General features: G+C 42.1%; 41 protein-coding genes. All 41 read left to right on the forward strand.

Annotation, left to right across the window (positions count from 1 at the left end; genetic code table 11):
* Positions 1–42: 42 nt before the first annotated feature.
* The 41 genes from fusA (at position 43) to cwlD (ending at position 26,037) form a co-directional block, all read left to right on the forward strand.
* The gene (gene fusA, locus MHI53_RS00695; protein WP_061141101.1) at positions 43–2,121 is read left to right on the forward strand and encodes an elongation factor G; all 2,079 of its coding nucleotides are present in this window, start codon (positions 43–45) and stop codon (positions 2,119–2,121) included.
* A gap of 121 nt (positions 2,122–2,242) precedes the next feature.
* Positions 2,243–3,430, forward strand: coding sequence for an elongation factor Tu (tuf, locus tag MHI53_RS00700; protein ID WP_340372567.1), 1,188 nt, complete (start codon positions 2,243–2,245; stop codon positions 3,428–3,430).
* Between the two features lie 413 nt (positions 3,431–3,843).
* Positions 3,844–4,152, forward strand: a complete 309-nt coding sequence (rpsJ, locus tag MHI53_RS00705; protein WP_019244375.1) for a 30S ribosomal protein S10 — start codon at positions 3,844–3,846, stop codon at positions 4,150–4,152.
* A gap of 40 nt (positions 4,153–4,192) precedes the next feature.
* On the forward strand, positions 4,193–4,822 hold the full coding sequence (rplC, locus tag MHI53_RS00710) for a 50S ribosomal protein L3 (RefSeq protein ID WP_034305028.1): 630 nt from the start codon (positions 4,193–4,195) through the stop codon (positions 4,820–4,822).
* A 25-nt stretch (positions 4,823–4,847) separates the two neighbouring features.
* Entirely contained in the window at positions 4,848–5,471 is a 624-nt protein-coding gene (gene rplD, locus MHI53_RS00715) for a 50S ribosomal protein L4 (protein ID WP_340372568.1), read from the forward strand.
* The gene (gene rplW, locus MHI53_RS00720) at positions 5,471–5,755 is read left to right on the forward strand and encodes a 50S ribosomal protein L23 (RefSeq protein ID WP_057915217.1); all 285 of its coding nucleotides are present in this window, start codon (positions 5,471–5,473) and stop codon (positions 5,753–5,755) included. Before rplD ends, rplW begins: the two co-directional genes overlap by 1 nt.
* A 26-nt stretch (positions 5,756–5,781) precedes the next feature.
* A complete protein-coding gene (gene rplB / locus MHI53_RS00725) occupies positions 5,782–6,612 on the forward strand; it encodes a 50S ribosomal protein L2 (protein WP_057915218.1) in 831 nt (276 codons plus the stop codon).
* 60 nt (positions 6,613–6,672) lie between these two features.
* On the forward strand, positions 6,673–6,951 hold the full coding sequence (gene rpsS / locus MHI53_RS00730; RefSeq protein ID WP_034305018.1) for a 30S ribosomal protein S19: 279 nt from the start codon (positions 6,673–6,675) through the stop codon (positions 6,949–6,951).
* Positions 6,952–6,968: 17 nt separating this feature from the next.
* Complete coding sequence (rplV, locus tag MHI53_RS00735) at positions 6,969–7,310, forward strand: 50S ribosomal protein L22 (RefSeq protein WP_034305017.1); 342 nt, start codon at positions 6,969–6,971, stop codon at positions 7,308–7,310.
* A 3-nt stretch (positions 7,311–7,313) separates the two neighbouring features.
* Entirely contained in the window at positions 7,314–7,970 is a 657-nt protein-coding gene (gene rpsC / locus MHI53_RS00740) for a 30S ribosomal protein S3 (protein WP_034305014.1), read from the forward strand.
* A 1-nt stretch (position 7,971) separates the two neighbouring features.
* Positions 7,972–8,406 carry a 50S ribosomal protein L16 gene (gene rplP / locus MHI53_RS00745; protein ID WP_053349061.1) on the forward strand — a complete coding sequence of 145 codons (435 nt, stop codon included), beginning with the start codon at positions 7,972–7,974 and terminating at the stop codon, positions 8,404–8,406.
* Positions 8,396–8,599, forward strand: coding sequence for a 50S ribosomal protein L29 (rpmC, locus tag MHI53_RS00750; protein ID WP_034305010.1), 204 nt, complete (start codon positions 8,396–8,398; stop codon positions 8,597–8,599). The genes rplP and rpmC overlap by 11 nt, the downstream gene beginning before the upstream one ends.
* An 18-nt stretch (positions 8,600–8,617) precedes the next feature.
* The gene (gene rpsQ, locus MHI53_RS00755; RefSeq protein ID WP_034305007.1) at positions 8,618–8,881 is read left to right on the forward strand and encodes a 30S ribosomal protein S17; all 264 of its coding nucleotides are present in this window, start codon (positions 8,618–8,620) and stop codon (positions 8,879–8,881) included.
* 41 nt (positions 8,882–8,922) lie between these two features.
* Entirely contained in the window at positions 8,923–9,291 is a 369-nt protein-coding gene (rplN, locus tag MHI53_RS00760; protein ID WP_034305005.1) for a 50S ribosomal protein L14, read from the forward strand.
* A gap of 43 nt (positions 9,292–9,334) precedes the next feature.
* Positions 9,335–9,646, forward strand: coding sequence for a 50S ribosomal protein L24 (gene rplX, locus MHI53_RS00765; protein WP_061141105.1), 312 nt, complete (start codon positions 9,335–9,337; stop codon positions 9,644–9,646).
* Positions 9,647–9,675: 29 nt separating this feature from the next.
* Entirely contained in the window at positions 9,676–10,215 is a 540-nt protein-coding gene (rplE, locus tag MHI53_RS00770; protein WP_053349058.1) for a 50S ribosomal protein L5, read from the forward strand.
* A 30-nt stretch (positions 10,216–10,245) separates the two neighbouring features.
* The gene (locus tag MHI53_RS00775) at positions 10,246–10,431 is read left to right on the forward strand and encodes a type Z 30S ribosomal protein S14 (protein ID WP_034304998.1); all 186 of its coding nucleotides are present in this window, start codon (positions 10,246–10,248) and stop codon (positions 10,429–10,431) included.
* Between the two features lie 30 nt (positions 10,432–10,461).
* Positions 10,462–10,860, forward strand: coding sequence for a 30S ribosomal protein S8 (gene rpsH, locus MHI53_RS00780; protein ID WP_061141106.1), 399 nt, complete (start codon positions 10,462–10,464; stop codon positions 10,858–10,860).
* A 30-nt stretch (positions 10,861–10,890) separates the two neighbouring features.
* The gene (gene rplF, locus MHI53_RS00785) at positions 10,891–11,427 is read left to right on the forward strand and encodes a 50S ribosomal protein L6 (RefSeq protein WP_061141107.1); all 537 of its coding nucleotides are present in this window, start codon (positions 10,891–10,893) and stop codon (positions 11,425–11,427) included.
* A 32-nt stretch (positions 11,428–11,459) separates the two neighbouring features.
* Positions 11,460–11,822, forward strand: a complete 363-nt coding sequence (rplR, locus tag MHI53_RS00790; RefSeq protein ID WP_063235799.1) for a 50S ribosomal protein L18 — start codon at positions 11,460–11,462, stop codon at positions 11,820–11,822.
* Positions 11,823–11,844: 22 nt separating this feature from the next.
* Positions 11,845–12,345, forward strand: a complete 501-nt coding sequence (rpsE, locus tag MHI53_RS00795; protein ID WP_034304987.1) for a 30S ribosomal protein S5 — start codon at positions 11,845–11,847, stop codon at positions 12,343–12,345.
* Between the two features lie 16 nt (positions 12,346–12,361).
* Complete coding sequence (gene rpmD / locus MHI53_RS00800) at positions 12,362–12,544, forward strand: 50S ribosomal protein L30 (protein ID WP_057915223.1); 183 nt, start codon at positions 12,362–12,364, stop codon at positions 12,542–12,544.
* A gap of 32 nt (positions 12,545–12,576) precedes the next feature.
* Positions 12,577–13,017: a 50S ribosomal protein L15 gene (gene rplO / locus MHI53_RS00805; RefSeq protein WP_061141108.1), complete on the forward strand. Its 441-nt coding sequence runs from the start codon at positions 12,577–12,579 to the stop codon at positions 13,015–13,017.
* On the forward strand, positions 13,017–14,312 hold the full coding sequence (gene secY, locus MHI53_RS00810; RefSeq protein WP_340372569.1) for a preprotein translocase subunit SecY: 1,296 nt from the start codon (positions 13,017–13,019) through the stop codon (positions 14,310–14,312). Before rplO ends, secY begins: the two co-directional genes overlap by 1 nt.
* Positions 14,313–14,372: 60 nt before the next feature.
* Positions 14,373–15,026 (forward strand): adenylate kinase, encoded by a 654-nt coding sequence (locus tag MHI53_RS00815; RefSeq protein WP_061141110.1) that lies wholly within the window; start codon positions 14,373–14,375, stop codon positions 15,024–15,026.
* Between the two features lie 564 nt (positions 15,027–15,590).
* Positions 15,591–15,809, forward strand: a complete 219-nt coding sequence (gene infA / locus MHI53_RS00820; RefSeq protein WP_028390440.1) for a translation initiation factor IF-1 — start codon at positions 15,591–15,593, stop codon at positions 15,807–15,809.
* 41 nt (positions 15,810–15,850) lie between these two features.
* Positions 15,851–15,964 (forward strand): 50S ribosomal protein L36, encoded by a 114-nt coding sequence (rpmJ, locus tag MHI53_RS00825; RefSeq protein WP_003156543.1) that lies wholly within the window; start codon positions 15,851–15,853, stop codon positions 15,962–15,964.
* Between the two features lie 22 nt (positions 15,965–15,986).
* Complete coding sequence (gene rpsM / locus MHI53_RS00830) at positions 15,987–16,352, forward strand: 30S ribosomal protein S13 (protein ID WP_057915228.1); 366 nt, start codon at positions 15,987–15,989, stop codon at positions 16,350–16,352.
* A gap of 22 nt (positions 16,353–16,374) precedes the next feature.
* The gene (gene rpsK, locus MHI53_RS00835; RefSeq protein ID WP_028390438.1) at positions 16,375–16,764 is read left to right on the forward strand and encodes a 30S ribosomal protein S11; all 390 of its coding nucleotides are present in this window, start codon (positions 16,375–16,377) and stop codon (positions 16,762–16,764) included.
* 177 nt (positions 16,765–16,941) lie between these two features.
* Positions 16,942–17,886: a DNA-directed RNA polymerase subunit alpha gene (locus MHI53_RS00840; RefSeq protein WP_053349049.1), complete on the forward strand. Its 945-nt coding sequence runs from the start codon at positions 16,942–16,944 to the stop codon at positions 17,884–17,886.
* 82 nt (positions 17,887–17,968) lie between these two features.
* Complete coding sequence (rplQ, locus tag MHI53_RS00845; protein WP_057915229.1) at positions 17,969–18,331, forward strand: 50S ribosomal protein L17; 363 nt, start codon at positions 17,969–17,971, stop codon at positions 18,329–18,331.
* Positions 18,332–18,707: 376 nt separating this feature from the next.
* Entirely contained in the window at positions 18,708–19,547 is an 840-nt protein-coding gene (locus MHI53_RS00850) for an energy-coupling factor ABC transporter ATP-binding protein (RefSeq protein WP_340372570.1), read from the forward strand.
* Positions 19,523–20,389, forward strand: a complete 867-nt coding sequence (locus MHI53_RS00855; protein ID WP_061141112.1) for an energy-coupling factor ABC transporter ATP-binding protein — start codon at positions 19,523–19,525, stop codon at positions 20,387–20,389. Before MHI53_RS00850 ends, MHI53_RS00855 begins: the two co-directional genes overlap by 25 nt.
* Positions 20,389–21,186: an energy-coupling factor transporter transmembrane protein EcfT gene (locus MHI53_RS00860; RefSeq protein ID WP_061141113.1), complete on the forward strand. Its 798-nt coding sequence runs from the start codon at positions 20,389–20,391 to the stop codon at positions 21,184–21,186. Before MHI53_RS00855 ends, MHI53_RS00860 begins: the two co-directional genes overlap by 1 nt.
* Positions 21,187–21,200: 14 nt before the next feature.
* Positions 21,201–21,941: a tRNA pseudouridine(38-40) synthase TruA gene (truA, locus tag MHI53_RS00865; RefSeq protein WP_061141114.1), complete on the forward strand. Its 741-nt coding sequence runs from the start codon at positions 21,201–21,203 to the stop codon at positions 21,939–21,941.
* A gap of 267 nt (positions 21,942–22,208) precedes the next feature.
* The gene (gene rplM / locus MHI53_RS00870; protein ID WP_034304960.1) at positions 22,209–22,646 is read left to right on the forward strand and encodes a 50S ribosomal protein L13; all 438 of its coding nucleotides are present in this window, start codon (positions 22,209–22,211) and stop codon (positions 22,644–22,646) included.
* 20 nt (positions 22,647–22,666) lie between these two features.
* The gene (gene rpsI, locus MHI53_RS00875; protein ID WP_057915234.1) at positions 22,667–23,059 is read left to right on the forward strand and encodes a 30S ribosomal protein S9; all 393 of its coding nucleotides are present in this window, start codon (positions 22,667–22,669) and stop codon (positions 23,057–23,059) included.
* Positions 23,060–23,445: 386 nt separating this feature from the next.
* Positions 23,446–23,976 (forward strand): ECF transporter S component, encoded by a 531-nt coding sequence (locus tag MHI53_RS00880; RefSeq protein ID WP_061141115.1) that lies wholly within the window; start codon positions 23,446–23,448, stop codon positions 23,974–23,976.
* 480 nt (positions 23,977–24,456) lie between these two features.
* Positions 24,457–24,579: a hypothetical protein gene (locus MHI53_RS00885; protein WP_260320121.1), complete on the forward strand. Its 123-nt coding sequence runs from the start codon at positions 24,457–24,459 to the stop codon at positions 24,577–24,579.
* Positions 24,580–24,830: 251 nt separating this feature from the next.
* On the forward strand, positions 24,831–25,256 hold the full coding sequence (locus tag MHI53_RS00890; protein ID WP_061141116.1) for a DUF2521 family protein: 426 nt from the start codon (positions 24,831–24,833) through the stop codon (positions 25,254–25,256).
* A gap of 64 nt (positions 25,257–25,320) precedes the next feature.
* Complete coding sequence (gene cwlD, locus MHI53_RS00895) at positions 25,321–26,037, forward strand: N-acetylmuramoyl-L-alanine amidase CwlD (protein WP_061141117.1); 717 nt, start codon at positions 25,321–25,323, stop codon at positions 26,035–26,037.
* Positions 26,038–26,153: the final 116 nt, after the last annotated feature.

Genomic DNA, 26,153 nt, shown 5'->3' on the forward strand with positions numbered 1-26,153 from the left:
TCAATCACTATAAAATCCTTATAGAAGGAAGGAGAAAGACAAATGGCAAGAGAGTTCTCCTTAGCAAACACTCGTAATATCGGTATCATGGCTCACATCGATGCTGGTAAAACGACAACAACAGAACGTGTTCTTTATTACACTGGTAAAATCCATAAAATTGGTGAAACACACGAAGGTGCATCACAAATGGACTGGATGGAACAGGAACAAGAACGCGGAATCACGATCACATCCGCTGCAACAACTGCACAGTGGAAAGGTCACCGTGTAAACATCATCGATACGCCAGGACACGTAGACTTCACAGTTGAAGTTGAACGTTCATTGCGTGTACTTGATGGAGCTGTAGCCGTACTTGATGCCCAATCAGGTGTTGAGCCTCAAACTGAAACAGTTTGGCGCCAAGCTACAACTTATGGTGTACCACGTGTCGTATTCGTAAATAAAATGGACAAAATCGGTGCGGATTTCCTTTATTCAGTAGGAACAATCCACGATCGTCTTCAAGCAAATGCTCACCCGGTTCAGTTACCTATCGGTGCTGAAGATCAATTCTCTGCAATCATCGACCTTATCGAAATGAAAACTCATTTTTATGGTAATGACCTAGGAACTGATATCACTGTTGGTGAAATTCCTGAAGAACATCGTGAATTGGCTGAAGAGTACCGTGAAAAGCTAATCGAAGCAGTAGCAGAAGTTAACGAAGACTTAATGGAGAAATACCTTGGTGGCGAAGAAATCAGCATTGCTGAATTGAAAGCAGCCATCCGTACAGCTACCGTTAATGTTGAGTTCTTCCCGGTTATCTGTGGATCGGCTTTCAAAAACAAAGGTGTTCAATTAATGCTTGATAACGTTATCGACTTCCTTCCATCTCCATTGGATGTACCGGCTATCAAAGGTACTCTACCGGATTCAGAAGATGAAGTGGAACGTCATTCAGATGATTCTGAGCCGTTCTCTGCTCTAGCGTTTAAAGTAATGACTGACCCTTACGTTGGTAAACTTACATTCTTCCGCGTGTACTCAGGTACATTGGAATCAGGATCTTATGTAATCAACTCAACTAAAGGAAAACGTGAGCGTATTGGACGTATCCTTCAAATGCACGCAAACAGCCGTGAAGAAATATCTACTGTTTACGCAGGGGATATCGCTGCAGCTGTTGGTTTGAAAGATACGACGACTGGTGATACTCTATGTGATGACAAGAACCAAGTTATTCTTGAATCCATGGTGTTCCCAGAGCCAGTTATCTCGCTTTCAGTTGAACCGAAATCAAAAGCAGACCAAGACAAAATGTCTCAAGCTTTACAAAAGCTACAAGATGAAGATCCAACATTCCGTGCACATACTGACCAAGAAACTGGTCAAACGATCATCGCCGGTATGGGTGAGCTTCACTTGGACATCCTTGTTGACCGTATGCGCCGTGAATTCAAAGTGGAAGCAAACGTTGGTGCTCCTCAAGTAGCCTACCGTGAAACTTTCCGTGGTTCAGCTAAAGTCGAAGGTAAATTCGTTCGTCAATCTGGTGGACGTGGACAATTCGGACACGTATGGATCGAATTTGGTCCAAACGAAGAAGGTAAAGGCTTCGAATTTGAAAATGCTATCGTCGGTGGTGTAGTACCACGTGAATACATTCCTGCTGTACAAGCTGGATTGGTCGATTCACTTGATCGTGGTGTACTTGCTGGGTATCCGCTAGTCGACATCAAAGCAAAATTATTCGACGGATCTTACCATGACGTTGACTCCAACGAAATGGCATTTAAAATTGCTGCTTCAATGGCTCTTAAAAATGCTGCTTCTAAATGTAAACCGGTTATCCTTGAACCAGTCATGAAGGTTGAAGTTGTCATTCCTGAAGATTATCTAGGCGACATCATGGGAGATATCACATCTCGCCGTGGACGCGTAGAAGGTATGGAAGCTCGCGGTAACACGCAAATGGTTAAAGCGATGGTTCCACTATCTGAAATGTTCGGTTATGCTACATCTTTACGTTCTAACACACAAGGACGCGGAACATTCTCTATGCACTTCGATCACTATGAAGAAGTACCTAAGAGCATTTCTGAAGAAATCATCAAAAAAAATAAAGGTGAATAATTGATTTTCATCTCTTATTAAAGTATAACTATCTTATGTAAGCTGTGATGGAAGATTTAGTCTTCTTTCACAGCCCTTATATACTTAATCTTTTATTTATAATACTAAGGAGGAATTCCTAATGGGAAAAGCTAAATTTGATCGTTCAAAACCGCACGTTAACGTTGGAACAATTGGTCACGTTGACCATGGTAAAACAACTCTAACTGCTGCAATCACAACTGTACTTGCTAAATCTGGTGGCGCAGAAGCTCGCGCTTATGACCAAATCGATGGTGCTCCAGAAGAAAGAGAACGTGGTATCACAATCTCTACAGCACACGTTGAGTACGAAACAGCTACTCGTCACTATGCACACGTTGACTGCCCAGGACATGCTGACTATGTTAAAAACATGATCACTGGTGCTGCTCAAATGGACGGCGGAATCCTAGTAGTATCTGCTGCTGATGGCCCGATGCCACAAACTCGTGAGCACATCCTTCTTTCACGTCAAGTAGGTGTACCATACCTAGTAGTATTCATGAACAAATGCGACATGGTTGATGACGAAGAACTTCTTGAATTAGTAGAAATGGAAATCCGTGATCTTCTTTCTGAATACGAATTCCCTGGTGATGACATTCCAGTTATCAAAGGTTCTGCCCTTAAAGCTCTTCAAGGAGACGCTGCTTGGGAAGAAAAAATCCATGAATTAATGACAGCTGTTGACGAGTATATCCCAGAACCAACTCGTGACACTGAAAAACCATTCATGATGCCAGTTGAGGATGTATTCTCAATCACTGGACGCGGAACTGTTGCTACAGGACGTGTTGAGCGTGGACAAGTTAAAGTCGGTGACGTTGTTGACATCATCGGTTTCAACGAAGAATCAAAACCAACAACTGTAACTGGTGTTGAAATGTTCCGTAAACTTCTTGACTATGCTGAAGCTGGTGACAACATCGGTGCACTACTTCGTGGTGTATCCCGTGAAGATATCCAACGTGGACAAGTACTTGCTAAACCAGGTACAATCACTCCGCACACAAAGTTCAAAGCTGAAGTTTATGTTCTTTCTAAAGAAGAAGGTGGACGTCACACTCCATTCTTCACAAACTACCGTCCTCAGTTCTACTTCCGTACAACTGACGTAACTGGTATTTGTAACCTTCCTGAAGCCGTAGAAATGGTTATGCCTGGGGACAACATCGAAATGACTGTTGAACTTATCGCTCCAATCGCTATCGAAGAAGGTACTAAATTCTCTATCCGTGAGGGTGGACGTACTGTAGGCGCTGGCGTAGTTGCTACAATCCAAGAATAATTGATTCACTAAAACAATATGGGAAGGGACGCCTTCCGAAAAGAGCAGATGGGACGCCATCTGCTTTTTTTTGTGTTTACGATTATACTTCCCTCCATTATAGAGATAATGATACGTAGCTTTCAGTATCATGTTGAGCTTTGGCCATATGAAGAAAATGGATTTTAAAGACCTTATAGAATGTACTTGTAAATACTTGAGATAGTATGTATAATAATAAAAGTGTGTTGCACAAGAAAAGTCTAAGTAATACTTGCTTTCTACTTGTGCTTTATGTATAATAGACAATGTTGGTCTTTGACTGCGATGATATGGAAGGTTGCTGACACACCCGGCCGCTTTGCCATGGCGAGTGTGTGGGAAATTTCCATTGAGAAGGTCTATTTTAAAATAGGCGAAAAGGAGGGAAAATTATGGCAAAACAAAAGATTCGTATCCGTTTAAAAGCATATGATCACAGAATCCTTGATCAATCTGCTGAGAAAATTGTTGAAACTGCAAAACGTTCTGGTGCGGCTGTATCTGGTCCGATTCCATTACCTACTGAAAGATCGGTTTACACGATCCTACGTGCGGTTCATAAATACAAAGATTCTCGTGAACAATTCGAAATGCGTACGCATAAACGTCTAATCGACATCGTTAACCCAACTCCACAAACAGTTGATTCATTGATGCGTTTAGATTTACCGTCAGGCGTTGACATCGAAATCAAATTATAATTCATATAAATATGAACAATTACTCTAGGAGGTGTGACTTATGACCAAAGGAATCTTAGGAAGAAAAATCGGTATGACTCAAGTTTTTGCTGAAAACGGTGAACTTATCCCGGTAACAGTTATCGAAGCTGCTAACAACGTGGTTCTTCAAAAGAAAACTGTTGAAACTGATGGCTATGAAGCAGTTCAAGTTGGTTTTGAAAACAAACGTGAAAAGCTTTCTAACAAACCTGAAAAGGGACATGTTGAAAAAGCAAATACTACTCCTAAGCGCTTCATTCGCGAATTCCGCGGAACGGATCTTACTGAATATGAGATCGGTCAAGAAGTCAATGTAAGTATTTTCGCTGAAGGCGATTTAGTAGATGTATCAGGAATCTCAAAAGGTAAAGGTTTCCAAGGCTCTATCAAGCGTCATGGACAATCTCGCGGACCAATGTCTCACGGTTCACGTTACCACCGTCGCCCAGGTTCAATGGGTCCTGTAGCTCCAAACCGCGTATTCAAAGGTAAATTATTACCAGGACGTATGGGTGGGGAACAAATTACTGTTCAAAACTTAGCTATCGTTAAGGTTGATGTTGAACGTAACCTACTATTGATCAAAGGTAATGTACCAGGTGCTAGAAAAGCGTTGATCAAAGTTAAAACTGCTGTTAAAGCAAAGTAATTTCTAAGAAAGGAGGAGCAATAGAATGCCAAAAGTTACATTGTTCAACCAAACAGGTTCACAAGTTGGCGACATCGAGCTGAATGAATCCATCTTTGGTATCGAACCTAATAATCATGTATTATTTGAAGCAATCATCATGCAACGAGCTTCCTTACGTCAAGGAACTCACAAAGTTAAAAACCGTTCTGAAGTTGCAGGCGGTGGACGCAAACCTTGGAAACAAAAAGGAACTGGACGTGCGCGTCAAGGTTCTATCCGTTCTCCACAATGGCGTGGCGGTGGCGTTGTTTTTGGACCAACTCCAAGATCTTACGCTTACAAATTGCCTAAAAAGGTTCGTCGTTTAGCTATTAAATCTGCATTGTCTGCAAAGGCATTGGAAGAAAACATTTTGGTACTTGATAGCTTGTCTTTCGAAGCTCCAAAAACAAAAGAATTTGTAGCTGTACTTAAAAACCTTTCCGTTGATACTAAAACGTTGATCGTTACTGACGGTTTAGATGAGAAAGTTGCTCTTTCTGCACGTAACATCCCTGGTGTTACTGTAGTGGAAGCTGTTGGTCTTAATGTTCTTGATGTTGTATCACACAACAAATTGATCTTGACTAAATCAGCTGTCGAAAAAGTAGAGGAGGTGCTTGCATAATGGATGCACGCGATATCATTAAGCGCCCCGTAATCACTGAACGCTCTTCAGACGTAATGGCTGAAAAAAAATATACATTTGAAGTTGATGTAAGAGCTAACAAAACTCAAGTTAAAGATGCTGTTCAAGAAATTTTCGGCGTTAAAGTTGAGAAAGTTAACATCATGAACTACAAAGGTAAATTCAAACGCATGGGCAAACACGCAGGCTATACTAACAAGCGCCGTAAAGCTATTGTTAAATTAACTGCTGACAGCAAAGAAATCGAGCTATTCGAGGCTTAATTCATTAGAGAAGGAGGGAAATACAAATGGCGATTAAGAAGTATAAACCTACCTCTAACGGTCGACGTAATATGACAACTTCCGATTTTGCTGAGATCACTACAGACAAACCGGAAAAATCATTACTTGCTCCTTTACACAGCAAAGGCGGCCGTAATAACCAAGGTAAGTTAACAGTTCGTCATCAAGGTGGCGGCCACAAGCGTCAATACCGTATCATCGATTTCAAACGGAATAAAGATGGTATACCAGGACGCGTTGCTACTATTGAGTACGATCCAAATCGTTCTGCAAACATTGCATTAATTAATTACGTTGATGGAGAAAAACGTTATATCCTAGCTCCGAAAAACCTAGAAGTAGGTTTGGAAATCATGTCAGGTCCAGAAGCTGACATTAAAGTGGGTAACGCTCTTCCTCTTATTAACATCCCAGTTGGTACAGTAATCCATAACATCGAGCTTAAACCAGGTAAGGGTGGACAATTAGTCCGTTCAGCAGGTACATCTGCACAAGTGCTTGGTAAAGAAGGCCGTTATGTACTTGTACGTTTAAACTCAGGTGAGGTTCGTATGATTCTTGCTACTTGCCGTGCTTCAATCGGTCAAGTTGGTAACGAACAACATGAACTTATCAACATTGGTAAAGCTGGACGTAACCGTTGGTTAGGTAAACGCCCAACAGTTCGTGGATCAGTAATGAACCCGAATGATCACCCGCACGGTGGTGGTGAAGGTAAAGCACCAATCGGACGTAAATCACCAATGTCTCCATGGGGCAAACCGACTCTTGGATTCAAAACACGTAAAAAGAAAAACAAATCCGATAAATTTATCGTACGTCGTCGTAAAAAATAACGGGATTGAGCTACGGTTCATAAATCGAACCGTAGAACAGTCACGAAGGGAGGTACTCGCATGGGTCGTAGCTTAAAAAAAGGGCCTTTTGTTGATGATCATTTATTGGTAAAAGTTGAAAAGTTAAATGAAGCTGACAAGAAACAGGTAGTTAAAACTTGGTCTCGTCGCTCAACAATCTTCCCGCAATTCATCGGACATACAATCGCTGTTTATGACGGTCGTAAGCATGTGCCGGTTTATGTAACAGAAGATATGGTAGGACACAAACTAGGCGAATTCGCGCCTACACGCACTTATAAAGGTCACGCAAGTGATGACAAGAAAACAAGACGTTAATGAGAGGAGGGCATCTCATGCAAGCTAAAGCTGTCGCTAAAACAGTTCGTATTGCTCCTCGTAAAGTGCGTTTAGTCGCAGATTTAATTCGAGGAAAACAAGTAGGTGAAGCAGTTGCGATTCTTCGCTTAACACCAAAATCTGCTTCTCCAGTCGTAGAAAAAATTCTGAAATCTGCTATCGCAAATGCAGAACATAACTACGAAATGGATATTAATAACCTAGTCGTTTCAGAGGCATACGTTAACGAAGGACCAACATTAAAACGTTTCCGTCCTCGCGCTCAAGGTCGTGCGAGTGCAATCAACAAACGTACTAGTCATATTACAATCGTTGTATCAGAAAAGAAGGAGGGGTAATCTGTGGGTCAAAAGGTAAATCCAATCGGTATGCGTATCGGGATAATCCGTGACTGGGAATCCAAATGGTACGCTGATAAAGACTACGCAGTTCTTTTGCATGAAGACATCAAAGTTCGTGAATATATCGCGAAACGCTTAAACGATGCTTCAGTGTCCAAAGTTGAAATCGAACGTGCAGCAAACCGTATCAACGTATCTGTCCACACTGCTAAACCAGGAATGGTTATCGGTAAAGGCGGTACTGAGGTCGAAGCACTTCGTAAAGCTTTGAACCAGTTGACTGGCAAAAGAGTTCATATCAATATCATCGAAATTAAAAGAGCAGATCTTGACGCAAAATTGGTTGCTGAAAACATCGCTCGTCAATTAGAAAACCGTGTTTCATTCCGTCGTGCTCAGAAGCAAGCTATCCAACGCACAATGCGTTCTGGCGCTAAAGGAATCAAAACTCAAGTTTCTGGTCGTCTTGGCGGTGCTGATATTGCTCGTGCTGAACATTACAGCGAAGGAACAGTTCCACTTCACACACTTCGTGCTGACATAGACTATGCTCATGCTGAAGCAGATACTACTTACGGTAAGCTAGGCGTGAAAGTTTGGATCTACCGTGGAGAAGTTCTTCCTACTAAGAAGAAATCTGAGGAAGGAGGAAAATAATATGTTATTGCCAAAACGCGTAAAATACCGTCGTGAACACCGCGGTAAGATGAGAGGGATGGCTAAGGGCGGCACTGAAGTTCACTTCGGAGAATTTGGACTTCAAGCTCAAGAAGCTTCCTGGATCACTAACCGCCAAATCGAAGCAGCTCGTATTGCGATGACTCGTTATATGAAACGTGGAGGAAAAGTTTGGATCAAGATCTTCCCAAGCAAACCTTACACAGCTAAGCCGCTAGAAGTACGGATGGGTTCCGGTAAAGGTGCTCCTGAAGGTTGGGTAGCAGTTGTTAAACCGGGCAAAGTATTGTTTGAAATCTCTGGTGTATCTGAAGAGGTGGCAAGAGAAGCATTGCGCCTTGCAGCACACAAACTTCCAATCAAATGTAAGTTTGTAAAAAGAGAGGAAATTGGTGGTGAAACAAATGAAAGCTAATGAAATCAAAGATCTAACCACTGCTGAAATTGAACAAAAACTAAAATCTCTTAAAGAAGAACTATTTAATCTTCGTTTCCAGTTAGCTACTGGACAACTTGAAAATACAGCTCGCATCCGTGAAGTTCGCAAATCGATTGCTCGTATGAAAACAGTTGTTCGTCAAAGAGAGATCGGTGTCACTAATCGATAATGAATGGAGGTTTGCAGAATGAGCGAACGCAACCAACGCAAAATCTACACTGGCCGCGTAGTATCCGATAAAATGGATAAAACAGTTACAGTTGTTGTAGAAACCTATAAAAAGCATTCTTTATACGGTAAACGCGTGAAATACTCTAAAAAGTTAAAAGCTCATGACGAGCTAAACGAAGCTAAAGCAGGCGACGTAGTACGTATCATGGAAACTCGTCCACTTTCAGCTACGAAACGCTTCCGTCTTGTAGAAGTAGTAGAAAAAGCAGTAATCATTTAATATAGTTCGGATTAAGCTAATTCCGAAGGGAGGTACCGTACATGATTCAACAAGAATCTCGTTTAAAAGTCGCTGACAATTCAGGTGCTCGTGAAGTGCTAACAATTAAAGTCCTAGGTGGTTCTGGCCGTAAAACTGCAAACATCGGTGATATCATCGTTTGTACAGTTAAACAGGCAACACCAGGAGGCGTTGTTAAAAAAGGTGAAGTCGTTAAGGCTGTTGTTGTCCGTACAAAACGTGGTATGCGTCGTCCTGACGGTTCTTACATTCGTTTTGATGAAAACGCATGTGTAATTATCCGTGACGATAAGAGCCCACGTGGAACTCGTATTTTTGGACCTGTTGCTCGTGAATTACGTGACAATAGCTTCATGAAGATCGTTTCTCTTGCTCCAGAAGTTCTATAATATGTAAAATTTGTATAAAGCCTTTCAAGGAGGTGCCAAGCTAATGCATGTTAAAAAAGGTGACAAAGTCGTAGTCATCTCTGGTAAGGACAAAGGCAAACAAGGAACAATTCTTGCAGCATATCCGAAACAAAATCGTGTGCTTGTTGAAGGAATTAACATCGTGAAAAAGCATTCCAAGCCATCTCAACTTAATCCACAAGGTGGAATTATCAGCAGAGAAGCTGCTATTCACGTATCCAATGTTATGCCACTTGATCCAAAATCAGGTAAACCGACTCGTGTTGGATATAAGATCGAAAATGGTAAAAAAGTACGCGTAGCTAAAATATCAGGTGAATCTTTAGATAAATAAGTCATAAATGAAGGGAGGTACACTAAGCAATGAGCCGCCTTAAAGAAAAATTCAAAAGTGAAATTACACCATCGTTGATGGGTAAATTCAACTATCAATCAGTAATGCAAGTACCAAACATTGAGAAAATCGTTATTAACATGGGTGTGGGTGACGCAGTATCTAACTCTAAAGCTTTAGATACAGCTGTTGAAGAGCTTACATTGATCACTGGTCAAAAACCTGTTGTAACAAAAGCAAAAAAATCAATCGCAGGCTTCCGTTTGCGTGAAGGTATGCCTATCGGAGCGAAAGTTACATTACGTGGAGAGCGTATGTATCAATTCCTTGATAAGCTAGTATCTGTATCTTTACCACGTGTACGTGATTTCCGCGGCGTTTCAAAGAAATCCTTTGACGGACGTGGGAACTATACATTAGGTGTTAAAGAACAACTTATCTTCCCTGAGATTGATTACGATAAAGTGAGCAAAGTTCGTGGTATGGATATCGTTATCGTAACGACTGCCAACACTGACGAAGAAGCTCGTGAACTACTTACTCAAGTTGGAATGCCGTTCCAAAAGTAAAGTAATCTCTAAATAAAGGGAGGCGAAATCGTGGCTAAAAAGTCTATGATCGTAAAGCAAAAACGCGAACAGAAGTTTAAAGTACAAGAATATACACGTTGCGAACGTTGCGGACGTCCACATTCAGTATTACGTAAATTTAAACTTTGTCGTATTTGTTTCCGCGAACTTGCATATAAAGGACAAATTCCTGGCGTTAAAAAAGCTAGCTGGTAAAACCCGAGTTTGGGAAGGAGGTAAAATAAAATGGTCATGACAGATCCTATTGCAGATATGCTTACTCGCATCCGTAATGCGAATATGGTTCGTCACGAAAAACTAGAAGTTCCTGCTTCAAAGATCAAACAAGAAATTGCTGAGATCTTAAAGCGTGAAGGCTTCGTACGTGACTTTGAATTAATCGAAGACAACAAACAAGGTATCATCCGTATCTTCTTAAAATACGGTGCAAACAACGAACGTGTTATCACTGGTCTGAAACGTATCAGCAAACCTGGTTTGCGTGTATATGCAAAAACTGGAGAGGTTCCACGCGTTCTAAATGGTTTAGGTATCGCAATTGTTTCTACTTCTCACGGAGTTTTAACAGACAAGGAAGCTCGCTCTAAACAAGTTGGCGGAGAAGTTTTAGCATACGTTTGGTAATACATTTTCACAAGAATGGAGGTGCACAATATGTCTCGTATAGGTAAAAAACCTATTGAAATCCCTGCAGGCGTAACAGTTACTATTAACGGAAGTGATGTAACTGTTAAAGGACCTAAAGGTGAATTAACTAGATCATTCAGTCCTGACCTTACAATCGCTGTTGAGGAGAACGTGTTGACTGTAACACGTCCGTCTGACGAGAAGGCTCACCGTTCTTTACACGGTACTACTCGCGCATTAATCTCCAACATGGTTGAAGGTGTATCTACAGGTTTCGTAAAATCACTTGAACTTATCGGGGTCGGGTACCGTGCACAAAAGCAAGGTAACAAGCTTATCCTTAACGTAGGATACTCACACCCTGTAGAAATAGAGCCAGAAGCTGGCGTTGAAGTCGAAGTTCCTTCTAATACGAAAGTAATCATCAAAGGTGCAAGCAAAGAACGTGTAGGAGCTCTTGCAGCTAATATCCGTGATGTTCGCCCACCTGAGCCGTATAAAGGTAAAGGGATCCGTTACGAAGGCGAATTCGTTCGTCGTAAAGAAGGTAAAACTGGTAAGTAATGCCGCATAAGTAAACGAAAGGAGTGACGTAAATGATTACGAAGCTTGATAAAAATGCTACTCGTCAGAAAAGACATGCACGTGTACGTGCTAAGCTTTCTGGAACAGAAGCTCGTCCTCGTTTAAATGTGTTTCGTTCAAACAAACACATTTACGCACAATTAATTGACGATGCAAAAGGCGTAACATTAGCAAGTGCTTCAACTCTTGATAAAGAGATCAGTATAGAAGCTAGTAGCAATGCTGAAGCAGCTCAAAAAGTTGGCGAACTTATTGCGAAACGTGCTGTTGAAAAAGGTTTCAAAGCTGTGGTATTTGACCGCGGTGGTTACCTCTTCCATGGTCGTGTTAAAGCATTGGCTGACGCTGCTCGTGAAAACGGCTTAGAATTTTAATGGATAAGGAGGGACATAACAGATGCGTAGCATTGATCCTAATAAATTAGAACTTGAAGAACGCGTAGTTACAGTAAATCGTGTAGCTAAAGTTGTTAAAGGCGGACGTCGTTTCCGTTTCACTGCACTAGTTGTTGTTGGTGATAAAAATGGTCATGTTGGATTTGGTACTGGTAAAGCTCAAGAAGTTCCGGATGCAATCCGTAAAGCTATTGAGGATGCTAAGAAAAATCTAATTACTGTACCAATGGTTGGAACTACAATTCCTCACCTTGTGAACGGTCGCTATGGCGCAGGTCACATTCTATTGAAACCAGCTTCTGAAGGTACAGGAGTAATTGCTGGTGGTCCTGTTCGTGCGGTACTTGAATTAGGCGGAGTTAGCGATATCTTGTCTAAATCATTAGGTACTAATACACCTATTAATATGGTTCGCGCAACAATCGAAGGATTGAAGCAATTGAAACGTGCTGAAGACGTAGCTAAGTTACGTGGTAAATCAGTACAAGAACTGTTAGGATAAGGAGGGAAATCGAATTATGGCTAATAAATTAGAAATTACCCTCACTCGCAGCTTGATTGGTCGTCCTGAAGATCAACGTGTTACAGTTAACACTTTGGGTTTACGCAAAATGCATCAAACGGTTATTCATGAAGATAACCCTGCGATTCGCGGTATGATTACCAAAGTTGCTCATCTTGTTACTGTAAAAGAACAATAAAATAATTTTTATCTTAACAAGGAGGTGCCAACATGAAACTTCATGAGTTAAAAGCTGCAGAAGGTTCTCGTAAAGAACGTAAACGTAAAGGTCGCGGTATTGGATCTGGTAACGGTAAAACAGCAGGTAAAGGACACAAAGGACAAAACGCTCGCTCAGGCGGCGGTGTACGCCTTGGATTTGAAGGGGGTCAAACTCCTCTATTCAGACGTTTGCCTAAACGTGGATTTACCAACGTTAACCGTAAAGACTATGCTATCGTGAATCTTGATACGTTAAATCTTTTCGAAGACGGTACTGAAGTAACACCAGCTCTTTTACTTGAGTCTGGAGTTGTAAGTAAAGAAAAAGCAGGAATCAAAATTCTTGCCAAAGGAAACATTGAGAAAAAGCTTACTGTTAAAGCTCACAAATTCTCTTCTACTGCAAAAGAAGCTATCGAAGCTGCTGGCGGTAAAACAGAGGTGATCTAATGTTTCGCACGATCTCCAATTTTATGCGCGTGGGTGAAATAAGGAACAAGATTATTTTTACCCTTCTCATGTTAATCGTCTATCGCATCGGTACATTTATACCTGTACCGCATGTGAATGCCGATTTTCTTGCTCAACAGGACCAGCTGAGCGTCATCGGTCTTCTAAATACCTTTGGCGGCGGGGCGCTGCAAAACTTTTCAATCTTAGCGATGGGGATCATGCCTTATATCACGGCATCCATCATCGTTCAGCTATTACAGATGGACGTCGTTCCTAAGTTCGCTGAATGGTCTAAGCAAGGGGAAGCAGGGCGCCGTAAATTAGCTCAATTCACTCGTTATTTCACTATTATCCTAGGATTCATCCAAGCTTTGGGTATGTCTTACGGGTTCAATAATATGTCAAATAACCAGTTGATTGAAAATCCTGGAATTGCAACATACTTGCTTATTGCAACTGTCTTGACGGCAGGAACAGCTTTTCTTTTGTGGTTAGGGGAGCTGATCACTGCTAAGGGTGTGGGTAATGGGATTTCCATCATAATCTTTGCTGGTATCGTTGCTAGCTTGCCAAATACGGCAAACCAGATTTACGCACAGCAATTCGAAAATGCCGGAGATCAATTATTCTTACGAATCATATCGATTGTCCTCATTGTATTAGCAGTATTAGCAATCGTGGTTGCTGTCATCTTCATTCAGCAGGCATTACGTAAAATACCTATTCAGTATGCAAAACGTGCTGCGGCAGGTCGTACACAAATGGGTGGCCAGTCTACTCATTTACCATTGAAAGTAAATGCTGCGGGGGTTATTCCGGTAATCTTTGCAATGGCATTTCTGATCACTCCAACTACAATCGCTTCTTTCTTTGGAAAGAACAGCGTGACTAGCTGGATTACAGAAAACCTGACATATACCCATCCTGTTGGAATGGTTATATATGTCGCTCTTATCATTGCTTTTGCGTATTTTTATGCATTCATTCAGGTCAATCCTGAACAAATGGCTGAGAATTTGAAAAAGCAAGGCGGCTATGTGCCGGGGATTCGTCCAGGTAAGAGTACTCAAGAATATTTAACACGTGTTTTATACCGTTTAACGTTTGTAGGCTCTATATTCTTAGCCATCATAGCCGTTCTGCCGGTATTCTTCATCAAGCTCGCTGACCTGCCTCAATCTGCACAGATTGGCGGCACAAGTTTGCTGATCGTCGTCGGGGTTGCCCTTGATACGATGAAGCAGCTTGAATCACAGCTTGTGAAGAGACACTATAAAGGCTTTATAAAGTAATGAGTTTTGGGAACGACTTGTTCCCTTTACCCATTATAGAGTTTGAGGGGGAAGAAAATTTTGAATCTAGTTTTAATGGGTCTGCCGGGTGCTGGTAAGGGCACTCAAGCTGAACAAATCGTAGAAAAATATAATATCCCTCATATCTCTACTGGAGATATGTTCCGAACAGCTATAAAAGATGGAACAGAATTAGGTCTGAAGGCGAAATCATTCATGGACAAAGGCGAATTGGTACCTGATGAAGTTACCATTGGCATTGTACGTGAGCGTTTAAGCAAGGAGGACTGCCTTAAGGGATTTTTGCTTGACGGATTTCCACGTACCGTGGCCCAAGCAGAGGCACTTGAGGGCATCCTTACTGATTTAGATCGCAAAATAAATTTTGTCATTAATATCGATGTGGATAAAAGCATCTTGATGGAAAGATTGACAGGCCGTCGTATTTGCAAGTCTTGTGGTGCGACATATCACCTTGTATTCAATCCTCCAGCAAAAGATGATGTATGCGACCGCTGCGGCGGAGAATTATATCAACGTGCCGACGATAATGAAGCAACGGTTCAAAATCGCTTAGATGTGAATTTGAAACAAACCAAGCCACTTCTTGATTTCTACGGAGAAAAAGGATACTTGGTCAACATTAACGGACAGCAAGATATTAATAAGGTATTTGAAAACATTGATGTGTTACTTGGTGCTTTGCAAAATTAATCGTCTGGATTGATTTAAGAAATTCATACCAATTTTACAACTTACTATCTAAACTTGGTGCATTCCTTTATTACAAAGGGTATAATGGATTTCGCGAGAGCATTCGCACATTTATTAATCAGGTTCTTGTACTTGGTATTCCCTGAATTGGGCGATTACTTTTTAAGTGATCTTCACGGACATATCCGGTCGGCAAAATTGATGAAGAAATGCAGTGACTCTATTGGGATTCCTAAAGAGTCGTGATATAGAGAGTTGAAAGAAGCTATGTCAGGCGTGCGCCTTTCAAACATCTCCCATGCTATTCAAACCTATGTCGAGACTAATTGCTTCTCTATTTCGAGAGTATGTCGGTCACGGAATCGGTCAAGACTTACATGAGGACGCATAAAACCCTCATTTCGGTCCAACTGATAAGGTCCTCAGTTAAAGCCTGGTTCTACAAAATGGTGAATACTTGATGCAGAATTTTAAGACTTATGAGGATAATTGGACTGTAGTAATGTTGACGGAAAGATGTGTACCTTTTATAGGTTCACGCATAGAGAAGGGAGAATCACTTTAATGGCGAAAGATGATGTAATTGAAGTAGAAGGCACAGTACAAGAGACTTTGCCAAATGCAATGTTTAAGGTAGAATTAGAAAATGGTCATACTGTTTTAGCTCATGTATCCGGTAAAATTCGTATGCACTTTATTCGCATTTTGCCTGGAGATAAAGTTACGGTTGAGCTTTCCCCGTATGATCTAACTCGCGGCAGAATCACATACCGGTTCAAATGATCCCGGTTACGCTCCGATCTGTATAAGGAGGTTAGATAGCAATGAAAGTCAGACCATCAGTCAAACCAATCTGCGAAAAGTGTAAAGTTATCCGCAGAAAAGGTAAAGTTATGGTTATTTGCGAAAACCCTAAACATAAACAAAAACAAGGCTAAATAGAAGGAGGTGCACTCAAGCATGGCACGTATTGCTGGAGTAGATATTCCCCGTGACAAACGTATTGTTATCTCATTAACATATATATATGGTATTGGAAAACAAACAGCGATGAAAGTTCTTGCAGAAGCAGGCGTTTCTGAAGAAACTCGCGTTCGTGACTTAACGGAAGACGAATTGAACAAAATTCGTGATATCATTGACAAGCTTAAAGTAGAAGGCGACCTTCGTCGTGAAATCTCCCTAAACATCAAACGTTTAATGGAAATCGGTTCTTACCGTGGTTTACGTCACCGTCGTGGTCTTCCTGTTCGCGGTCAAAACACAAAAAACAATGCTCGTACGCGTAAAGGACCTCGTCGTACAGTAGCTAACAAGAAAAAATAATTAGTAAAGGAGGTTACTTTTCATGGCACGTAAAACTAATACACGTAAACGTCGTGTGAAAAAGAATATAGAAACTGGTATTGCACATATTCGTTCAACTTTCAATAACACTATCGTTACGATCACTGACTCTCATGGTAATGCTATTTCATGGTCAAGTGCTGGAGCTCTAGGATTCCGTGGATCTCGTAAATCCACTCCATTCGCTGCACAGATGGCTGCTGAAACGGCTGCTAAAACATCAATTGAACATGGTATGAAAACTCTTGAAGTTACAGTTAAAGGACCTGGTGCTGGACGTGAGGCTGCTATTCGTGCGCTTCAAGCTGCTGGCCTAGAAGTAACTGCAATTAAAGATGTAACTCCAGTTCCACATAACGGATGCCGTCCACCAAAACGTCGCCGTGTTTAATTTTTCTGTATAGATTTTGTATTCCTGTCAATAATGGGATATAATACTGAGTTTGCGTTCTTACAGAGGATTAATTTTCAGTTGTTGCGCACAGCGGGAACGTATACATGGGGAATTTCGGCTTAAGTGACTTAGTTTACTTGCCGGGGTTTTGACGTTTTGAAGGAGGGTTTATTGATGATCGAAATAGAAAAACCAAAAATCGAAACGGTTGAAATCAACGACGATACCAAATTCGGTAAATTCGTCGTAGAGCCACTAGAGCGTGGGTATGGTACTACATTGGGTAACTCCTTACGTCGTATTCTTTTATCCTCACTCCCAGGTGCTGCTGTCACAGCTATACAAATTGATGGAGTGCTACATGAGTTCTCAACAATTGAAGGCGTCGTGGAAGATGTAACATCTATCATTCTTAATGTGAAGAAACTAGCTCTTAAGATTTACTCTGATGAAGAGAAGACGCTGGAAATTGACGTTCAAGGTGACGGGGTCATCACGGCTGCTGATATCACTCATGATAGTGATGTAGAAATTCTTAATCCGGATTTATATATTGCTACAATTGGTAAAAACGGTCATATGCGTATGCGTTTATCTGCACGTCGCGGCCGCGGCTACACTCCTGCTGTTCAAAACAAGAGAGAAGATCAGCCAATTGGTGTCATTCCAATCGATGCTCTTTACACTCCGGTTTCACGCGTATCTTTCCAAGTTGAAAATACACGTGTAGGACAGTTGTCTAACTTTGACAAGTTAACGTTCGATGTTTGGACTGATGGCAGTACTGGTCCGCAAGAAGCGGTAGCACTTGGAGCTAAGATTTTAACAGAGCATTTGAATATTTTTGTCGGTTTGACCGATGAAGCTCAAAATGCTGAAATCATGGTTGAAAAAGAAGAAGATCAAAAAGAAAAAGTTCTTGAGATGACGATCGAAGAATTAGACCTTTCTGTTCGTTCTTACAACTGCTTGAAGCGTGCTGGAATCAATACCGTTCAAGAGCTAGCTCATAAAACGGAAGAAGATATGATGAAAGTACGTAATCTAGGACGCAAATCACTTGAAGAAGTGAAAGCGAAGCTAGAGGAATTAGGCTTAGGTCTTCGTAAAGACGACTGATAACATGGCGGAATCATCCATTATGTTGTGAGCCTTGTTTTAGACACACAATATAGAACTTCAACAAAGGAGGGAATCTCTAATGGGTTACAGAAAGTTAGGACGCACTAGCGCACAACGTAAAGCATTACTTCGTGATTTAGCTACGGATCTTATTATCCATGAGCGCATTGAAACTACTGAAGCACGTGCAAAGGAATTACGTTCTGTAGTAGATAAAATGATCACTCTTGGTAAACGTGGTGACTTGCATGCACGCCGTCAAGCTGCAGCATTCATCCGTAACGAAATCGCTGACGCTGAGAAAGGCACAGATGCCCTTCAAAAATTATTCAGTGACGTTGCTCCACGTTATGAAGAACGTCAAGGTGGATACACTCGTATCATGAAAGTTGGTCCACGCCGCGGTGACGGTGCACCAGTCGTGGTTATTGAATTAGTTTAATAACAACGATGAAAAAGGGCGGGACAAATGAATATACTCACTTGTTCTATGCCCTTTTTCTTTATTTATAATAGAAATTCTGTTTTTTAGAAATTCGCATTGAGTGTTACGATGGCTGGCGGAACCTTTTATGAAGGGAGCCTTCACGTCTAGCTCAAGCATCCCTTCCCGCTTATGATAAGCGATTATAAGATACCCTGTTTTTCGTAACAGGCCCGCACTAAGCTGCTCTTAATTTACCGAAAATTCTTTCGGTGGAAGGGGTGCAGCGTTTTTTTATATTTTCAGAAGTATTGACTGTGTTTGTCAACGCTTGTTATCGTTGATTTTGCAGAGTTTAGTTTAGATGAGTGCAGTCGAGTATGAGGAGGGCCACATGAGGAAGAAGCTGGTTTCTTTAAGGAATATCATTTTTAAATATGAGGGTCAGTCTCGAAATGCCTTGGATGATGTTTCATTTGATATTCATCAGGGGGAGTGGCTTGCGATTGTCGGACATAATGGTTCCGGCAAGTCGACATTAGCGAAACTATTGAATGGTCTTCAGTTCGCTAACTCTGGTACGATTACAATCAATGATCAACTATTGACTGAAGAATCGGTATGGGATGTACGCCGGAAGATCGGCATGGTTTTTCAAAATCCAGATAATCAATTTGTAGGCACGACAGTTCAGGATGATGTGGCTTTTGGTTTAGAAAACGCTGGTGTTTCTCAGCAGGTTATGGTGGAGCGTGTTCATGGTGCGTTAAATAAGGTTAAAATGAATGCCTTTCTTAATCAAGAGCCGCACCATCTATCCGGCGGTCAAAAGCAAAGGGTGGCCATAGCAGGTGTAATAGCCCTGCAGCCAGATATCATCATCTTAGATGAAGCAACCTCCATGCTTGACCCAAGAGGCCGTGAAGAAGTGCTTGAAACAGTCAGGGAATTAAAGCAGGAAAATGAAATTACCGTCATATCAATCACCCATGATCTTGAGGAAGCTGCCAAAGCTGATCGAATGATCGTCATGAACCAAGGCCGGTTATATCGTGAAGGAACACCTCAGGATATTTTTGAATTAGAGGAAGAATTGATTGCCCTTGGTCTCGATATTCCCTTTTCAGTGAAGCTGACGAAAGAGTTACAAAAGAATGGTGTCCGTGTGGTTGATGGGCATTTGACAGAGGAAGAGTTGGTGAAGGATTTATGCGAATTACACTCGATGATGTAGAATATCGCTATCAGGTGAATACTCCTTTTGAACATCTGGCCCTACATGATGTCAATATTTCTATGGAGCAGGGTACCTATACCGCAATCATCGGGCATACAGGTTCCGGTAAATCGACGCTCCTTCAGCATTTGAACGCCCTTTTAAAACCGACGAAGGGGCGGGTTATAATCGGGGACCGTACGATCGAGGCCGGAAAGAAAGAAAAGGCATTGCGTCCGATCAGACAAAAGGTTGGAATCGTTTTTCAGTTCCCGGAACATCAGCTTTTCGATGAAACGGTGGAAAAGGATATATGCTTCGGGCCAATGAATTTTGGCGTGTCCGAAAACGACGCGAAACAACTGGCAAGGAAGGCCATTGGGCAGGTTGGTTTGAGTGAGGAAATCCTTGATAAGTCACCCTTTGACTTATCTGGTGGCCAGATGCGCCGTGTGGCCATAGCGGGTGTACTTGCAATGGAGCCAGAGGTATTGGTGCTGGATGAACCAACGGCGGGATTAGACCCGCGAGGACGCAAAGAAATCATGGACATGTTTTATGAGCTTCATAAGCGTGAGGGCATCTCGACCATTCTCGTCACACATAGCATGGAGGATGCCGCCAAGTATGCCGATGACATCATCATCATGCACCAAGGCACAGTATTCAAAAAGGGCACTCCACAGGAGATCTTCTCCGATCCGGAGCAACTGCTCGACCTTGGCCTTGATGTGCCGGATACCGTCCGTTTTCAGCTGAAGCTTCAGAAAGAACTCGGAGTCCGGTTTGATCATCCTTGTCTTAATATTGGCGATTTGGCGATTGAAATAGATAAAGCGATGAAACGGGGGAACCGCTGATGCTTGATAAAATGATCATCGGGCGTTATGTCCCTGCCAATTCCCTGTTGCACAAGATGGATCCCCGGGCTAAATTGCTCCTCGTCTTCCTGTTTGTCTGTGTCGTGTTTTTGGCTAATAATTTCTTTTCCTATGGCCTGCTTGCAGTATTCACCATCCTGTTGATCAGCATTTCGAAGATCCCGCTCCGCTATCTGTATAATGGGTTGAAGCCCATCTTCTTCTTGATCGTATTCACATTCCTGCTTCATATCCTGTTTACGAAAGAAGGAGAATTGCTGTTTGAATACGGATGGTTTGAAATCTATGAAGGCGGTCTGATTCAAGGTTTGTTCATATCGATAAGATTTACTTTACTGATCCTTGTTACGTCATTATTAACGCTGACGACAACACCGATATCAATCACCGATGGGATGGAGGAGCTGTTGGGGCCTTTGAAAAAGTGGAAAATGCCGGTTCATGAGCTGGCATTGATGATGTCCATTGCCCTTCGCTTCATCCCAACGCTGATGGAGGAGACGGAAAAAATCATGAAGGCCCAAACGGCAAGGGGCGTCGATTTTTCTTCAGGTCCAATCAAGGAAAGGGTTAAATCGATCGTACCGCTGCTTGTTCCTTTATTTGTGAGTTCGTTCAAGAGGGCTGAGGAATTGGCAACCGCCATGGAATCCAGGGGATACCGCGGCGGGGAAGGGCGCACGAAATACCGCCAATTGAGTTGGAAGACAAGTGATAGCCTTTTGATGGTCTCGCTAGGACTTCTTACGGTTATGTTGGTTTTATTACGTTCATAATAAGGAAGAGAACAATGCCAAAATATAAATGCGTGCTTGCGTATGACGGCACGGAATTCGCCGGCTATCAGGTACAGCCTGAGAAGCGCACGATTCAAAGTGAATTCGAGGCCGTCTTAGCGCAAATGCACAAAGGTACAATGATAAAAGTGACTGCTTCGGGCAGGACAGATTCAGGGGTCCATGCAAAGGGGCAGGTCATTCATTTTGATTCACCCCTTACGTTCCCTACTGAAAATTGGGTAAAAGCGTTCAGCGCCCTGCTCCCGAACGACATTGTCGTGCTCAAAGTCGATATCGTTCCCGACGATTTTCATGCGAGGTTCCATACGACGGGGAAAGAATACCGTTACATCATAGATCGCTCCAAACTGCGGGATCCGTTTAAGCGGAACTACGCCTATCATTTTCCTTATTCCTTGGATGAGCTGAAGATGAAGGAAGCAGCTTCCCATCTAATCGGGACACATGACTTCACGAGTTTTTGTTCGGCAAAGACGGAAGTGGTCGATAAAGTCCGGACCATAGATGAAATCGATTTTGAAGAGAACGGGTGCTACTTGGTTTTTCGCTTCGTCGGGGAAGGCTTTTTGTATAATATGGTGCGTATTTTGGTTGGGACGCTCCTGGATGTCGGCAGCGGCAAGATTGACCCTCAGGATATAATCGGGATATTGAACCAAAAAGACCGCAGCTTTGCAGGGAAAACGGCTCCAGCCCAAGGGTTGTATTTATGGAAAGTTTTTTACAAATAAAATATTTTTGATGTAATTCCAGTTTGTTTACAACTGGCAAATCCGAGAAACTCAGTAATGGCAGCGGCTTTGCGCCTTATTGTCCTTTTCATCGAGTTGCAGCGAATGTTTTATAGACAACTTATCCTAGTGTAACATCCCCTTGACAATGAATCTGGGAGAAGTTAATATAATATGGTATGTATTTTAATCCCACGATAAGCCCCGGAAGTTTATTGTGATTGAAAATAAATATAAAAAATTAAAAAGTTTTTTAGGAGGTTAACCATGCGTACGACATTTATGGCGAAAGCTAATGAAGTAGAACGTAAATGGTATGTGATTGACGCTGAAGGCAAAACTTTGGGTCGCCTTTCTACTGAAGTAGCATCCATCTTACGTGGTAAACATAAACCAACTTTTACACCGAACATTGACACTGGTGATCATGTAATTTTAATCAATGTTGAAAAAATCCACCTGACTGGTAAAAAATTGACTGACAAAATTTATTACCGTCACACTATGCATCCAGGCGGTCTTAAAACTAGAACTGCTCTTGAAATGCGTACAAACTACCCTGAGAGAATGCTTGAACTTGCTATCAAAGGTATGCTTCCAAAGAATTCTCTTGGACGTCAAATCTACAAAAAATTACACGTATACGCTGGAGCTGAGCACCCACACGCTGCTCAACAACCAGAAGTATACGAATTACGCGGATAATTACTAAGGAGGTTACTATCTTGGCACAAGTTCAATATTATGGTACTGGTCGCCGTAAGAGCTCAGTAGCTCGTGTACGTTTAGTACCAGGCGAAGGTCGCATCGTTATTAACGGTCGTGACATTAATGAATATATTCCTTTCGCAGCATTGCGTGAAGTTGTTAACCAACCACTAGTTGCAACTGAAACTACTGGAAATTACGACATTCTAGTAAATGTTAGCGGTGGAGGATACACTGGTCAAGCTGGAGCAATCCGTCACGGTATCGCTCGTGCATTGCTTCAAGTTGATCCAGAATACCGTCCGTCTCTTAAAACTGCTGGTTTACTAACTCGTGACCCACGTATGAAAGAGCGTAAAAAATACGGTCTTAAAGGCGCACGTCGTGCACCTCAGTTCTCAAAACGTTAATTCCATTACCGTTTCAAAAGACTCTCAGCCATTTTGGTTGGGGGTCTTTTTTTGCCCGGAAATGTGCGGTGCAGAAATATTAAAAAGTAGATAATCTTGCTGAAATGGAGTTAATTATCGCGAAAACAAAAGCGAAATCGACAATTGCTTCCTGCTCTGCGTAAATCCAAAATAATATACATCCCAAAACCAAATCTTAAAAAATGTGCCACTTATGATATTTAAATTTGCTGCTGCTGTCGCGGTTCAGATGGTGGCGATCTTCATAATCCATATGTTTACACCTGAGTTTATTTGTGTAAAACTGAATTATTTGTAAAATCCATATTTATTAACTTTCTGTTTAGGAGTATGATAATACTTAAAAAACAGAAAGAGGACTTCACATGAATTCAGCATACTCATCGGTAGAAACGACTAAAACAAGGACCTTGGTCATCAACGCACTTTTCATCGCATTGACGCTTGTAGCTACAATGTTCATCAATATTAAGCTCCCGATAATGGGTAACGGCGGCCTTATCCACCTTGGTAACGTTCCGCTGTTTATAGCGGCACTCGTTTACGGCAAAAAAACCGGGGCGATAGCAGGAGCCTTCGGGATGGCCCTCTTCGATCTTTTCTCCGGCTGGGCAGCGTGGGCGCCATTCACATTCATCATTGTCGGTACTATGGGGTTTCTAGCCGGCTTCATAGCCGAAAAAGTACCGGGCAAAAGAGTGGTCGTATACACTTTGGCCGTTGCCGTTGCACTCATCATTAAAATCGTCGGCTACTACTTCGTCGAAGTCATCCTCTATGGCAACTGGATTCAGCCTTTTGGCTCCATCCCAGGTAACGTGATGCAGGTCGTCCTGGCCGGTATCATCGTCGTGCCGCTTGCAGGACGCATAAAGCAGAGAGCGAGACAGATATAAGAGGGGGAAACAAACACCTTTTTAAAATGAATGGAACAAAGGACAAGCTCGGGAAGCTCCCTGAGCTTGTCCTCTGATATAACAGATCATGATAAGAAGCGCAGTCATCTTGACTGCGCTTTTTTCTGTAGGTAAATCTAATTATATTGCCCGCAGTTTATGAGCTTCCCCTTATCCAGAGCTGGTCCGTCCTTCAAGCTTTGCGACTGAGCGTGAGTTCCTTACTCGTGAGTATAGCTGCTTTGCTCGCAAGCTTCAGCACATTACTCGCATATTTAGCGCTCGACTCGTTTTTTACGCTGTTTTCTAAACAACCCGGGAATAAATTGGCCAACTCATGCATCTGGGGTCTTCTGAACTTATATATAAGCGGAAGTCTCGATCTTTTCGTAAGAATTAAAATACAGCTCCAATTGCCCACAGTTTGAGATTGTTTGACTTTGATCGTTTTTCAAGGGGCGGTCCGGGAGAGAAGCTTAAATGGGATTGGGGGGGCATTCCGTTTCCATCACTTTATTAGATAGGGATGGATGCCGGTGCAAGCTGATTGGTTTGCTTCTCGAGGTGGTCCTTGGCGCCCTGGGCAGCTTCCTGTCCGAATGAAGCTTCCTTACAAAAGAGACTGAACAGTTTATCTTTAGTCCCGCATAAAGGCGGTAGGGAGCAACTTATGGACAAGATGCAATTAAGTCATTTGCCAATAAGTATTCATGAATGTCGATTCTCTGCGTTAGTAAATTATCCTCATTAATTTTTGCCAATGGAATCAATGAATGGTTCGATTAAGAACGCAAAAACTAAATTATGTCTTGGGAAATAATTTGGGATAAGGGGATAAGCCCCGGAGGTGAAATATGGCTGTAATATTGGGTTTACAGGAGATGCAGAGGGAAAGGCAATTGAAGTTCGAGCGCAGGTTACTAAGGGAGCTTTCAATCGAAGACATGAAGGGGCGGATCCAGCGCTACTTCGGCCAGGATTTTATGGAAGTTTTGGAGGAAGGCTACTTTGATGTTGCCATCGAAGCCTTTTTATTAGGGGCGAATTACAGCAAGTTTGGGTATTACGGTGAGTCGGAGGATGATGTAAGGGCAAGATGCTTTAAGGAAGAAAAGTTCTTGATCGATACCCTGTTCAACTTTATTTTGTATTGGCGGGAGGTTACAGCGAATAACGCCTTCGATGAGGGATTATTTTATTGCTGTGAGGGGTTTGTCGGCGAGTGGTGGCTGGATGGCTTCAAGACTGGTGAAAAACGTTATAAAATGAAATTGCACTAATTGTTCTAATTCCATGGTTTGTCCCATACCTTATTATTATAGGGATCATGGAAGGGGAACGGTCATGCGTAGAAAGCTGAAATATACGGGTATCGCCATGGGTTTGTTTGTCCTTTTTTTAATTGTAACGTTTAAATTTGTTGAAGATGATTCATGGGACTCCTGGAACCTTCCCCTGGCAGGTAAGGTAATCGTCCTTGATGCCGGTCATGGAGGAATGGATGGCGGAGCGAATGTACAAGAGGTAATGGAAAAGGAAATTGCCCTTTCCGTTTCATTGAAAGTCCGCGACTATTTGCAGGAGCAGGGAGCCCTTGTCATCATGACCCGTGAGAAGGACGAGGATCTGGCTCAAAGAAATACGAAGGGAATCCGGCAGCGAAAACAGGAGGACCTGCGGAACAGAGTTGAAATGATCAATGATTCGGAAGCGGACTTATTTTTAAGCATCCATTTGAATTCTTTTCCATCAGCGTCATCGAAGGGTGCCCAAACCTTTTATACGAAGCGATATGAGGAAAATGAACAAGTGGCTAAATTCATTCAGACTGAAATCATAAGAAATCTTGAAAATACAAAGCGAGATGCAAAAACGATCAACCATGTTTATTTAATGAATTATGCGAAGAAGCCGGGAGCACTCGTGGAAATAGGCTTTCTTTCCAATGATGAGGAAAGGGGACGCCTTATTAGTGATAAGTATCAAGAAAAGATTGCCAGCTCGATTTATATGGGGATTTTACGTTATTTTACAGAGGAGAAGCTAGCGGATGAAGAATGAGGTCGGGGTCTTGTGGGGTGCAAGGCCTTTTTACTATGGGCCAATGCGCCGTTCATCGAAATAGGGCAGATGATAAGCTTTCTTTCCGGAATATGATATACTGAAATGGGAAAATA

The organism is Peribacillus sp. FSL E2-0218 (genome assembly GCF_037992945.1).
GTDB lineage: Bacteria > Bacillota > Bacilli > Bacillales > DSM-1321 > Peribacillus > Peribacillus simplex_B.

Excerpts from the sequence above, each read along its gene's own strand:
- rpsJ (WP_019244375.1), top strand. The coding sequence starts at position 3,844 with ATGGCAAAACAAAAGATTCGTATCCGTTTAAAAGCATATGATCACAGA.
- rplP (WP_053349061.1), top strand. The coding sequence starts at position 7,972 with ATGTTATTGCCAAAACGCGTAAAATACCGTCGTGAACACCGCGGTAAG.
- fusA (WP_061141101.1), top strand. The coding sequence starts at position 43 with ATGGCAAGAGAGTTCTCCTTAGCAAACACTCGTAATATCGGTATCATG.
- rplO (WP_061141108.1), top strand. The coding sequence starts at position 12,577 with ATGAAACTTCATGAGTTAAAAGCTGCAGAAGGTTCTCGTAAAGAACGT.
- rplM (WP_034304960.1), top strand. The coding sequence starts at position 22,209 with ATGCGTACGACATTTATGGCGAAAGCTAATGAAGTAGAACGTAAATGG.
- rpsH (WP_061141106.1), top strand. The coding sequence starts at position 10,462 with ATGGTCATGACAGATCCTATTGCAGATATGCTTACTCGCATCCGTAAT.
- rpmJ (WP_003156543.1), top strand. The coding sequence starts at position 15,851 with ATGAAAGTCAGACCATCAGTCAAACCAATCTGCGAAAAGTGTAAAGTT.
- secY (WP_340372569.1), top strand. The coding sequence starts at position 13,017 with ATGTTTCGCACGATCTCCAATTTTATGCGCGTGGGTGAAATAAGGAAC.
- MHI53_RS00880 (WP_061141115.1), top strand. The coding sequence starts at position 23,446 with ATGAATTCAGCATACTCATCGGTAGAAACGACTAAAACAAGGACCTTG.
- rpmD (WP_057915223.1), top strand. The coding sequence starts at position 12,362 with ATGGCTAATAAATTAGAAATTACCCTCACTCGCAGCTTGATTGGTCGT.
- MHI53_RS00855 (WP_061141112.1), top strand. The coding sequence starts at position 19,523 with ATGCGAATTACACTCGATGATGTAGAATATCGCTATCAGGTGAATACT.
- MHI53_RS00840 (WP_053349049.1), top strand. The coding sequence starts at position 16,942 with ATGATCGAAATAGAAAAACCAAAAATCGAAACGGTTGAAATCAACGAC.
- rplW (WP_057915217.1), top strand. The coding sequence starts at position 5,471 with ATGGATGCACGCGATATCATTAAGCGCCCCGTAATCACTGAACGCTCT.
- rplE (WP_053349058.1), top strand. The coding sequence starts at position 9,676 with ATGAGCCGCCTTAAAGAAAAATTCAAAAGTGAAATTACACCATCGTTG.
- rplB (WP_057915218.1), top strand. The coding sequence starts at position 5,782 with ATGGCGATTAAGAAGTATAAACCTACCTCTAACGGTCGACGTAATATG.
- infA (WP_028390440.1), top strand. The coding sequence starts at position 15,591 with ATGGCGAAAGATGATGTAATTGAAGTAGAAGGCACAGTACAAGAGACT.
- MHI53_RS00860 (WP_061141113.1), top strand. The coding sequence starts at position 20,389 with ATGCTTGATAAAATGATCATCGGGCGTTATGTCCCTGCCAATTCCCTG.
- rplQ (WP_057915229.1), top strand. The coding sequence starts at position 17,969 with ATGGGTTACAGAAAGTTAGGACGCACTAGCGCACAACGTAAAGCATTA.
- cwlD (WP_061141117.1), top strand. The coding sequence starts at position 25,321 with ATGCGTAGAAAGCTGAAATATACGGGTATCGCCATGGGTTTGTTTGTC.
- rplR (WP_063235799.1), top strand. The coding sequence starts at position 11,460 with ATGATTACGAAGCTTGATAAAAATGCTACTCGTCAGAAAAGACATGCA.
- rplV (WP_034305017.1), top strand. The coding sequence starts at position 6,969 with ATGCAAGCTAAAGCTGTCGCTAAAACAGTTCGTATTGCTCCTCGTAAA.
- rplX (WP_061141105.1), top strand. The coding sequence starts at position 9,335 with ATGCATGTTAAAAAAGGTGACAAAGTCGTAGTCATCTCTGGTAAGGAC.
- tuf (WP_340372567.1), top strand. The coding sequence starts at position 2,243 with ATGGGAAAAGCTAAATTTGATCGTTCAAAACCGCACGTTAACGTTGGA.
- MHI53_RS00850 (WP_340372570.1), top strand. The coding sequence starts at position 18,708 with ATGAGGAAGAAGCTGGTTTCTTTAAGGAATATCATTTTTAAATATGAG.
- rpsM (WP_057915228.1), top strand. The coding sequence starts at position 15,987 with ATGGCACGTATTGCTGGAGTAGATATTCCCCGTGACAAACGTATTGTT.
- rplN (WP_034305005.1), top strand. The coding sequence starts at position 8,923 with ATGATTCAACAAGAATCTCGTTTAAAAGTCGCTGACAATTCAGGTGCT.
- rpsK (WP_028390438.1), top strand. The coding sequence starts at position 16,375 with ATGGCACGTAAAACTAATACACGTAAACGTCGTGTGAAAAAGAATATA.
- rplC (WP_034305028.1), top strand. The coding sequence starts at position 4,193 with ATGACCAAAGGAATCTTAGGAAGAAAAATCGGTATGACTCAAGTTTTT.
- rplD (WP_340372568.1), top strand. The coding sequence starts at position 4,848 with ATGCCAAAAGTTACATTGTTCAACCAAACAGGTTCACAAGTTGGCGAC.
- rplF (WP_061141107.1), top strand. The coding sequence starts at position 10,891 with ATGTCTCGTATAGGTAAAAAACCTATTGAAATCCCTGCAGGCGTAACA.
- MHI53_RS00890 (WP_061141116.1), top strand. The coding sequence starts at position 24,831 with ATGGCTGTAATATTGGGTTTACAGGAGATGCAGAGGGAAAGGCAATTG.
- rpsS (WP_034305018.1), top strand. The coding sequence starts at position 6,673 with ATGGGTCGTAGCTTAAAAAAAGGGCCTTTTGTTGATGATCATTTATTG.
- truA (WP_061141114.1), top strand. The coding sequence starts at position 21,201 with ATGCCAAAATATAAATGCGTGCTTGCGTATGACGGCACGGAATTCGCC.
- rpsQ (WP_034305007.1), top strand. The coding sequence starts at position 8,618 with ATGAGCGAACGCAACCAACGCAAAATCTACACTGGCCGCGTAGTATCC.
- MHI53_RS00885 (WP_260320121.1), top strand. The coding sequence starts at position 24,457 with ATGGGATTGGGGGGGCATTCCGTTTCCATCACTTTATTAGATAGGGAT.
- rpmC (WP_034305010.1), top strand. The coding sequence starts at position 8,396 with ATGAAAGCTAATGAAATCAAAGATCTAACCACTGCTGAAATTGAACAA.
- rpsE (WP_034304987.1), top strand. The coding sequence starts at position 11,845 with ATGCGTAGCATTGATCCTAATAAATTAGAACTTGAAGAACGCGTAGTT.